10 protein-coding genes are annotated in these 9483 nt (G+C 58.0%); 5 read left to right on the forward strand and 5 right to left on the reverse strand.

What is annotated here, in order from left to right; genetic code table 11:
* Positions 1–42: 42 nt before the first annotated feature.
* Positions 43–894, reverse strand: a complete 852-nt coding sequence (locus ACIOU6_RS04650) for an MIP/aquaporin family protein (RefSeq protein WP_221732101.1) — start codon at positions 892–894, stop codon at positions 43–45.
* Between the two features lie 361 nt (positions 895–1255).
* On the opposite strand from ACIOU6_RS04650, the gene ybaK reads away from it, so the two are divergent.
* Together ybaK and ACIOU6_RS04660 are read left to right on the forward strand one after the other, a co-directional pair.
* Positions 1256–1726 carry a Cys-tRNA(Pro) deacylase gene (ybaK, locus tag ACIOU6_RS04655; RefSeq protein WP_401134233.1) on the forward strand — a complete coding sequence of 157 codons (471 nt, stop codon included), beginning with the start codon at positions 1256–1258 and terminating at the stop codon, positions 1724–1726.
* A gap of 95 nt (positions 1727–1821) precedes the next feature.
* Positions 1822–2604 carry a PhzF family phenazine biosynthesis protein gene (locus ACIOU6_RS04660; protein WP_401134235.1) on the forward strand — a complete coding sequence of 261 codons (783 nt, stop codon included), beginning with the start codon at positions 1822–1824 and terminating at the stop codon, positions 2602–2604.
* Between the two features lie 119 nt (positions 2605–2723).
* Here the strand turns inward: ACIOU6_RS04660 and ACIOU6_RS04665 are convergent, their stop codons facing one another.
* Both ACIOU6_RS04665 and argF read right to left on the reverse strand, forming a co-directional pair.
* Positions 2724–3833 carry an ABC transporter ATP-binding protein gene (locus ACIOU6_RS04665; protein WP_401134238.1) on the reverse strand — a complete coding sequence of 370 codons (1110 nt, stop codon included), beginning with the start codon at positions 3831–3833 and terminating at the stop codon, positions 2724–2726.
* Positions 3830–4750: an ornithine carbamoyltransferase gene (argF, locus tag ACIOU6_RS04670; protein ID WP_221732097.1), complete on the reverse strand. Its 921-nt coding sequence runs from the start codon at positions 4748–4750 to the stop codon at positions 3830–3832. Before argF ends, ACIOU6_RS04665 begins: the two co-directional genes overlap by 4 nt.
* Before the next feature lie 402 nt (positions 4751–5152).
* On the opposite strand from argF, the gene ACIOU6_RS04675 reads away from it, so the two are divergent.
* From ACIOU6_RS04675 to grxD, 3 genes are all read left to right on the forward strand, one after another.
* Positions 5153–5443, forward strand: coding sequence for a hypothetical protein (locus ACIOU6_RS04675; RefSeq protein ID WP_221732096.1), 291 nt, complete (start codon positions 5153–5155; stop codon positions 5441–5443).
* 134 nt (positions 5444–5577) lie between these two features.
* Positions 5578–7683, forward strand: a complete 2106-nt coding sequence (locus ACIOU6_RS04680) for a molybdopterin oxidoreductase family protein (protein WP_401134241.1) — start codon at positions 5578–5580, stop codon at positions 7681–7683.
* Between the two features lie 97 nt (positions 7684–7780).
* A complete protein-coding gene (gene grxD, locus ACIOU6_RS04685; RefSeq protein ID WP_221732094.1) occupies positions 7781–8122 on the forward strand; it encodes a Grx4 family monothiol glutaredoxin in 342 nt (113 codons plus the stop codon).
* Positions 8123–8228: 106 nt separating this feature from the next.
* Here grxD and bfr read toward each other — a convergent pair whose 3' ends face one another.
* A complete protein-coding gene (gene bfr, locus ACIOU6_RS04690) occupies positions 8229–8702 on the reverse strand; it encodes a bacterioferritin (protein ID WP_003227727.1) in 474 nt (157 codons plus the stop codon).
* A 201-nt stretch (positions 8703–8903) separates the two neighbouring features.
* Complete coding sequence (locus ACIOU6_RS04695; protein WP_003227725.1) at positions 8904–9122, reverse strand: bacterioferritin-associated ferredoxin; 219 nt, start codon at positions 9120–9122, stop codon at positions 8904–8906.
* Positions 9123–9483: the final 361 nt, after the last annotated feature.

Raw genomic sequence — 9483 nt, forward strand, 5'->3', positions numbered from 1 at the left:
CTTGGCGCAGGCTCTATTGGGCAGGAGCCTGCGCCGACTGTTTCAAGAAGTTCTTGGTTTGCCTTCAATGGCCGGTTCTGCATCCTTTGTAGCAGGTGTGGCGCCGGTCAGGTGACGGGCGATGAGCCCGCGATACCCGGCAGCGCCGAGGCAGGCACCGACAATCGGTGCAAAAATCGGAATCAGGAAGTACGGAATGTCGCGACCGCCAGTGAAGGAAATTTCACCCCAGCCGGCGAAGAAAGTCATCAGCTTCGGACCGAAGTCACGAGCCGGGTTCATCGCGAAGCCAGTCAGCGGGCCCATCGAGCTGCCAATCACCGCAATCAGCAAACCGATCAGCAGCGGCGCCATCGGGCCTCTTGGCAGGCCGTTGTTGTCGTCGGTCAGGGCCATGATCACGCCCATCAGGATGGCGGTGATGATCATCTCGACCAAGAATGCCTGGGCGGTGGACAGCACCGGGTTCGGGAAGGTGGAGAACACCGACGCCAACTCAAGGCTGGCCGCCGAGCCACGCACCATTTGATGAGTTTGTTCGAAATCGAAGAATAGATTGCTGTACAGCGTGTAAACCAACAGCGCGCCGCAGAAGGCGCCGGCAATCTGCGAAAGAATGTAGAACGGCAGTTTGCGCTTTTCGAAGTCAGCGAAGATTGTCAGCGCGATGCTCACCGCCGGATTCAGGTGCGCGCCGGAAACGCCTGCGGTGAGGTAGATCGCCATGCTCACGCCTACGCCCCAGATGATGCTGATTTCCCACAGACCGAAGCTGGCGCCCGCGACTTTGAGCGCGGCGACACAACCGGTACCGAAAAAGATCAGGAGTGCAGTGCCCAGGAACTCGGCCATGCATTGGCCTGAAAGCGATGGTTGCTGTAAAGCAGTTGTCATTGAAAACCTCGATTTTTGTTGTTGTCTGGCGCACTGCCGACAGGGCAAGGCGCGATTTTCACCGAGGCGGGATCCCCATCCCGTTCTCGGTTTACTGCTGGGTGCTGCCGTGATCATGATTCTTACATTATTCAGATTCGAAAAAATATAGACAAGAAACAAACCTGTCAAAGGTCGAAAGTGAACTATTGGTCACAATAAAACTATCAGTGCGGTGAATGATCCTTTTTGGAGGATGGAAGTTTTTTCGGTTGTTCGCCTGCAGGCCACGGGAAACGTGGCTCGTGCTAGAGCCTTTTAGCCGGCGATGGCCTAGAATTCTGCGCAGGATTTTTCTGTCACTGCCGAGCCTGGAGCTGTCATGACCCCTGCGTTGGACTTGTTGAAAAAAGTTCGTGCCGAACATCGCGTGCACAGTTACGAACATGATCCGAAGGCCGCCTCTTACGGGCTGGAGGCCGCGGAAAAACTGGGGCTTGAGCCTGCACAGGTGTTCAAGACGCTGCTGGCTGCCAGTGAAAAGGGTGAATTGCTGGTAGCCGTGGTGCCGGTCGTCGGAAGTCTCGATCTAAAAGGTCTGGCACAAGCCGCCGGTGTCAAAAAAGTCGAAATGGCTGATCCGGCGGCGGCACAGCGTTCTACGGGTTATCTGTTGGGTGGCATCAGCCCTCTGGGGCAGAAGAAACGCTTGCGCACCTTTATTGATCACTCGGCTCAGGGTTTTGCGACCATTTACGTCAGTGCCGGTCGACGCGGGCTTGAGGTCGAGTTGGCGCCTGCCGTGTTGGCCGAACATACCCAGGCCACATTTGCCGACATCGGTCGCGCATGACCATCTGCACTGTATGAAGAAAATTGGCCGGTTCTGTCACTGGCGCGGATCAGGTGTCAGTTGCATGCTCAATCGACGGACTGAGGGAGAAGGTTATGCAACTCGAGTTTCATCAGGTCGACGCGTTCAGTGATCGGCCGTTCAGTGGCAATCCAGCGATGGTTTATCGGCTCGACGCCTGGCTGGCGGACGAGTTGATGCAGAAAATCGCCGCCGAACACAATCTGGCGGAAACTGCGTTTCTGGTACGCGAAGGTCAGGCTTGGCATATCCGCTGGTTCACCCCGACCACCGAAGTGCCGTTGTGCGGTCACGCCACGTTGGCCAGTGCCTATGTGCTATTCGAAATCTACAAGGAAACCGTCGAACGCCTGGATTTTATCTGTCAGTCCGGGCCGCTGAGCGTCAGTCGTGAGGGGCGGCGATTGTGGCTGGACTTCCCGTCGATCGTGCCTTGCGAGATTGGCGTGACGCAGGATGTCGAGCGGGCGTTGGGTATCGAGGCGGTGGATGTGCTCGGTTCCAGTGAGCTGTTTGTGGTGCTGGAGTCGGAGCAGGCCGTTCTGGATTGCAAGCCGGATATGGTCGCGCTGGCCAAGCTGCCGTGGTTGGGTGCGATCGTTACCGCTCGCGGCAATCAACACGATTTCGTCTCGCGCTACTTTGCGCCGGCGATTGGTATCAATGAAGACCCGGTGACCGGTTCGACCCATTGCAGCTTGATTCCGTACTGGTCAAAGAGATTGGGCAAATCGAGCCTGACCGCATGCCAGCGTTCGGCGCGGGGCGGGGAGTTGTTTTGTCGGCTGGAAGGTGAGCGGGTGAAGATTGGCGGTCATGCGACGCTTGTTGCGAGCGGCACACTGCGCCTGGGTTAACACGAAAACCAATGTGGGAGCGGGCTTGCTCGCGAAGGCTGTGTATCAGCAAACACTCGTGCTGAATGACACGACGCTTTCGCGAGCAAGCCCGCTCCCACATTTTCTATCGTGTTGAATCAGAGCGCGCTGTTGTAGCGACGAACGCCGTTTTCCACTGCCGGAATCTGTGCTGCCGTGCTACCGGATGCCTGGAACAACACCAGATGTTCGGCTGCAACACGAATCCCCACCTCTGCGCCAACCTGATGATCAGCATGACTCGGGAAGATCGATTCCAACTGGGCACCGGTCGGCAGTTGCAGGCGATACAGGGTTGAGGCACCCAGGAACGTCTTGCCCACAATCCGTGCTTTCAAAGCACTGTCCGGCGCATAAACGATGTCATCCGGACGCAACAGCACATCCACCGCACCGCCCACCGGCCACGTATAGGCACGATTGCCGCGCAGTTCACCCAGTTCGGTCTGCACCGATTCCGGGCTGCCGAGTTGGCCGCGAATGAAGTAGCCCTGACCGATGAAACTGGCCACAAAAGGCGTCGCCGGTTCGTGGTAAAGGTTGTACGGCGTGTCCCACTGCTCCAGTCGCCCCTCTTTGAAAACACCGACGTGATCACTCACGGCAAAGGCTTCTTCCTGATCGTGGGTCACCAGTATCGCGCTGGTACCACGAGCCTTGAGGATGTCGCGTACTTCATGGCTGAGTTTGCGGCGCAGTTCGCCATCGAGGTTCGAAAAGGGCTCGTCGAGCAGCAGCAGTTGCGGTTCCGGCGCCAAGGCTCGGGCGAGGGCGACACGCTGTTGCTGGCCGCCGGACAACTCGTGCGGGAAGCGCTTGCCAAGGTTTTTCAGGTTGACCAGTTCCAGCAACTCCTCGGTCACGCGCTCCTTGTGCGGATGCTTGCGAATGCCAAAGGCGATGTTGTCCGCGACGCTCAGGTGTGGGAACAGCGCGTAGTCCTGGAACACCATGCCGATCCGGCGTTTCTCCGGTGCCAGGGTGAAACCAGGGTTGGAAAGGGTCTCGCCACCGAGGGTGATTTCACCTTCGTGCACCGGCTCGAAACCGGCGATGGCGCGCAGGGTGGTGGTCTTGCCGCACCCTGATGAGCCGAGCAGGCAGCCGATGTCGCCGGCGTTGAGGTGCAGATTGAGGTTCTGCACCACACGTTGATCTTGATAACCGCAAGCGAGGTTGCGCAGGTTCAGCAGTAATTCATGGCTCATGCGTGGTGATATGCCGGTTCGACGAGGAACTCGAGCAGGGCCTTCTGTGCGTGGAGACGGTTTTCTGCCTGATCCCAAGCGACCGAGCGCGGGTCATCAAGCAGGTCGAGACTGATTTCTTCGCCACGGTGCGCGGGCAGGCAGTGCATGAACAGCACGTCCTCGGCGGCCAGATCGAGCAGGGCACGATTGACCTGGAACGGGGTGAACAGTTTGAGACGCTTGGCGGTTTCTTCTTCCTGGCCCATGGAGGTCCAGACGTCGGTACTCACCAGATGCGCGCCACGCACGGCGTCCTTTGGGTCGCGGACGATGGTCACGCGGTCGCCGGCCTTGGCGACGAACTCCGGGTTCGGCTCGTAGCCTTCCGGGCAGGCGACGCGCAATTGGAAGTCGAACTGGATCGCGGCCTCTATATAGCTGTTGCACATATTGTTGCCGTCGCCGATCCAGGCAACGGTTTTGCCCTGGATCGAGCCGCGATGTTCGAGGAACGTCTGCATGTCGGCCAGCAACTGGCACGGGTGCAGGTCATCGGACAGGCCGTTGATCACGGGCACGCGGGAGTTGGCAGCGAATTCGGTCAGGGTGCTGTGGGCAAAGGTACGGATCATCACCGCATCAAGCATGCTCGATATGACGATGGCGCAATCGCCGATCGGTTCGCCACGGCCCAGTTGGGTGTCGCGTGGCGAAAGGAAGATCGCCTGGCCACCGAGCTGGATCATGCCGGCTTCGAAGGAGATCCGGGTGCGCGTCGAGGATTTCTCGAAGATCATGCCCAGCACGCGGTTTTTCAGGGGCTCGAACAGTACGCCGCGGTTACGCAGGTCCTTGAGCTCAACGCCTCGACGGATCACGCTGACCAGCTCTTCGGGCGTGCAATCCATCAGGGAGAGAAAGTGCCTTGCGCTCATCATTGACTACCTTTTGCTACACACCGCAGATGCTCAAAGCCTTGTTTAACGGAACAACGGGCGAGACCTGCGGCGTAAGCCGCACGGGGCGACGAAAATGGGGGAGGCGCGATATTGACACTAAATGTCGCGTTTTTCCAATAGGCTACGGTTTTTGCGGGATTCGGAGGGCGGACTTGGAGTTGCAGTCGCGCATTTGAAGCCGGGTTCAGCACAGCAGCGAGCCTCTTTGTACACTGGCCCCAAGGGGCTTGGCAATCGGCCGTGGCGCAGATGGCGCTGCTTTGGTCGGTTTACGACCGCCGCGCCACGAATCGCTTGGTCGGGTGCTCGGGCTGAAACATTTGCTAAAGCAAAGTGCTGAGTTATAAATACGTTTCGAGCGACGCAGGAAGCCTCCGCATGGAATCGAAAGAACAACTGTTAATGGAATTGCTGAGCCACACGGCTCGCTCACTGACCCATCTCACCGCCTCGGTCACCTCGATGTCCTTCGAGCTGCTGCGCAGCGAGGACGAAGTGGTCAAGACTGCCGGTCGTCACATGATCGATCGGATGGCGACCATTAGCGCCGGGCTCGACGAGCATTGGCGTCTGATCGGCGAACTCACTGGCGTGCATGTCGCCCACGAACAGATCGAAACCATCCAGGAAATTCAGTTGCAACCGCCGCCCCAGCTGCCATCGAACTGATCGCGCCAGGCTATCGGCTCGCCTGATAACCGTCGATTCACAAGACGAACGTCGCTGGCGCCCGGCCGACGCACGGGCCATAGTTTTGTTCCCGCAGGCGTATTGCCCGCCCCAGAACAAGACAGAGACTGGCCATGACCAAGACTCTCCATCACCGTGCCTGCCACCTGTGTGAAGCCATCTGTGGCCTGACCATCGAGACCACCGAAACCGATGGCAATGTTGCGATCACGTCGATCAAGGGAGATGCCCTCGACACGTTCAGCCGTGGGCACATCTGCCCCAAGGCCGTGGCTTTGCAAGATATTCAGAATGACCCCGATCGCTTGCGCCAGCCAATGCGCCGGGTTGGCAGTGAATGGCTGCCGATCGAGTGGGATGAGGCATTTACGCTGGTGGCCGAGCGCCTGGCGGCGATTCAGGAGCGCCATGGGCAAAACGCGGTGGCGGTCTATCAGGGCAACCCGAGCGTGCACAACTACGGGTTGATGACCCACAGCAACTACTTCCTCGGTTTGCTGAAGACGCGCAATCGCTTCTCGGCGACCTCGGTCGATCAGTTGCCTCATCACCTGAGCAGTTATCTGATGTACGGCCACGGTTTGCTGTTGCCGATTCCGGATATTGATCACACCGATTTCATGCTGATTCTGGGCGCTAATCCGTTGGCGTCCAACGGCAGCATCATGACCGTACCTGACGTCGAAAAGCGCCTCAAAGCAATTCAGGCCCGGGGCGGCAAAGTGGTGGTGGTCGATCCACGGCGCAGCGAAACGGCGGCGATCGCTGATCAACATCTGTTTGTGAGGCCTGGGGGCGATGCGGCTCTGCTGTTTGGTGTACTCAACACGTTGTTTGGCGAAGGCTTGACCCGCGACGGTCACTTGCCGGTCGACGGCCTGGACGAGGTGCGCGCCGCCGTAGCGACGTTCACCGCAGAAGCCATGAGCCCGTTGTGCGCCGTGCCCGCCGAACAGATCCGCCAGTTGGCCCGCGATTTTGCCGCCGCGCCCAGCGCGGTGTGCTACGGGCGAATGGGCGTTTCAACGCAAGCGTTCGGTACCTTGTGCCACTGGGTGGTGCAGTTGATCAATCTGGTGACCGGCAACCTTGATCGCGTCGGCGGGACGCTGTGCACGGAGCCTGCGGTGGATCTGGTGGCATCGACCTCGGGCGGGCATTTCAATAAATGGCAAAGCCGTGTGTCGGGCCGTCCCGAGTACGGCGGCGAGTTGCCGGTGTCGGCGCTGGCCGAAGAGATGCTCACCGACGGCGAGGGGCAGGTCCGTGCGCTGATCACTGTCGCCGGCAACCCGGTGCTGTCGACGCCTAACGGGCGACAACTGGAGCAGGCACTGGACGGCCTGGAGTTCATGGTCAGCATTGACCTGTACATCAACGAAACCACGCGTTATGCCGACCTGATCCTGCCGTCGACTTCGGCGCTGGAGAACGATCACTACGACACCACGTTCAATCTGTTCGCGGTGCGCAATGTCACCCGTTTCAATCGCGCAATCCTCGCCAAACCCGAGGGCGCCTTGCATGACTGGGAGATCTTCGTCGGCCTGGCCAAAGCGTTTGCCGAAAAAACCGGCAAGGAACTGAAGCCGACAATGCCGCCGGCGAAGATGATCGACATGGGCCTGCGCATGGGAATGTACGGTGACGCGTGCGCGCACAAACTGTCGCTGGCAACGCTCTTCGATCATCCGCACGGAATTGACCTTGGCGCATTGAAACCCAATCTCACTGCACGCCTGAAAACGCCGAATCAACACGTGCAGGCAGCGCCACCGGAGATCCTCGCCGACCTCGCACGGTTCGCCGCATTGCAGGCGCCCGACACCGATGAATTGCTGATGATCGGCCGCCGTCATGTGCGCAGTAACAACTCCTGGATGCACAATTACCATCGACTGGTGAAGGGCAAGCCAAGGCATCAATTGCTGATGCACCCGGATGATCTCGCCAGCCGTGGGCTTGAAGATGGTCAGTTGGTGCGCGTCAGTTCGCGGGTCGGGCAGATCGAAGTCCAAGTGCTCGGCAGTCTGGACATGATGAAAGGCGTGGTGAGTTTGCCTCACGGCTGGGGCCATGCGCGTCCCGGTGTACAGATGGCGATTGCCAGCAGTCAGCCGGGTTCCAGTGCCAACGACCTGACCGATGAATGTCAGCTTGACGAGCTGTCGGGAAATGCGGCGCTCAATGGCGTTCCGGTGACCGTGGCAGCGGCTTGAGCGTGTCTGTCGGGGAGACCGAGCATGGCGCTCGGGATTCCGTTACAATGCGCCACCGTGCCGACCCATGAGTCGGAAAGTTCAGCCGAGGTGCTCCATGGATATCATCGAAACGATTAAAGAGCAGATTGCCAACAACACCATTCTGCTTTACATGAAAGGCTCGCCGAATGCCCCACAGTGTGGCTTCTCTGCGAAAGCTGCGCAGGCTGTGATGGCGTGTGGCGAAAAGTTTGCGTACGTGGACATCCTGCAGAACCCGGAAATCCGCGCCAATCTGCCAAAATACGCCAACTGGCCGACTTTCCCGCAACTGTGGGTGGGCGGTGAACTGGTCGGCGGTAGCGACATCATGACCGAGATGGCTGCAGACGGTTCGCTGCTAAGCACCATCAAGGCGGCTGTCGAAGCGGCTGCTGCGAACAAGTCCGAAGCCTGATCGGCTTTTGCGGGTTTCGGCCAATGCTGAAACCCGGGCAATAAAAAGCCCCGCGCCTCAAAAGAGGGCGGGGCTTTTTAGTGTCTCGCGTTTAGCGGGCGCTAACTTACTCTTCACCCATCTGCGATTGCAGATAGTTCTCAAGACCGACTTTATCGATCAGGCCCAGTTGGGTTTCCAGCCAGTCGATATGTTCTTCTTCGGATTCGAGAATGTCTTCGAGCAGTTCGCGGCTGCCGAAATCGCCAACGGATTCACAATGTGCGATCGCCGCTTTTAGGTCAGCGTGGCCGGTCTTCTCGATACGCAGGTCGCACTCCAGCATTTCCTGGGTATGCTCGCCGATGTGCAGCTTGCCCAGATCCTGCACGTTTGGCAGGCCTTCGAGGAACAGGATGCGCTTGATCAGCTTGTCTGCGTGTTTCATCTCGTCGATGGACTCGTGGTACTCGTGCTTGCCCAGCTTGTTCAGGCCCCAATCTTCGTACATGCGTGCATGCAGGAAGTACTGATTGATCGCGACCAGTTCATTGGCAAGGATCTTGTTGAGATGCTGGATGACTGTAATGTCGCCTTTCATGATGGGAGTCCTGCCCTGTATTAGCTGTATATAGGGCGGAGTTTGAGCTGCACTTTTATAAGTGTCAAACCTAAGTTATTGAATAATAAATGAAAATAAATCTGAATAAGAATGTTTGTGTTCCGCGTCTGGAGCCTAACCAGTTGATTTTCAGGCATAAAAAAACCGGACACTAAGTCCGGTTCTTTGAAATCAGGGTAATTACGCGGCAGTAAATTCGACTGGATAGGGGATCGCGGCCTGTGCGGTTTGCAGCTTGGTCAAGGTTTCGCGAACCACTTCCTTGGCCAGACAGGCACATTTGCCACATTGGCTGGCGACGCCGGTGGCCTGGCGAACTTCTTTGTAGCTGCAGCAACCTTCATAGATCGCTTCGCGGATCTGTCCGTCGGTGACGCCAGTGCAGAGACAAACATACATAAGTAAGAACCGTCGCTGGTTGTGACTCAATTGCGATGGATCTTAATGTTAACGAGAATGATTGTCAAAGTGCTTTCGCAAAGCTTTTGGCCAGAATGGCCAGTGACTGACGAACGGTGAAAAGTGGCTATTTGCCTGGCCCTGTAAATGCAGCGTCCTATTCGCCAGCCTCAAAAAACCTTTAAGGACAGGCCAAAAACGCAGTGTATGATGGTCGGCCCTTGCGAAGGGGGTTCGTGTCACAGGGCTGTCGCCTGAGGGTGGCAGGCTGGCCCGGACCCTGAACTTCAAGTTTTTACACCAGGAGATATCAATGAGCGTACTCGTAGGCAAACCAGCCCCTGACTTCACCGTACCGGCC

This window comes from Pseudomonas sp. NPDC087615 (assembly GCF_044743445.1).
In the GTDB taxonomy this organism is placed as follows: Bacteria; Pseudomonadota; Gammaproteobacteria; order Pseudomonadales; family Pseudomonadaceae; genus Aquipseudomonas; species Aquipseudomonas baetica_A.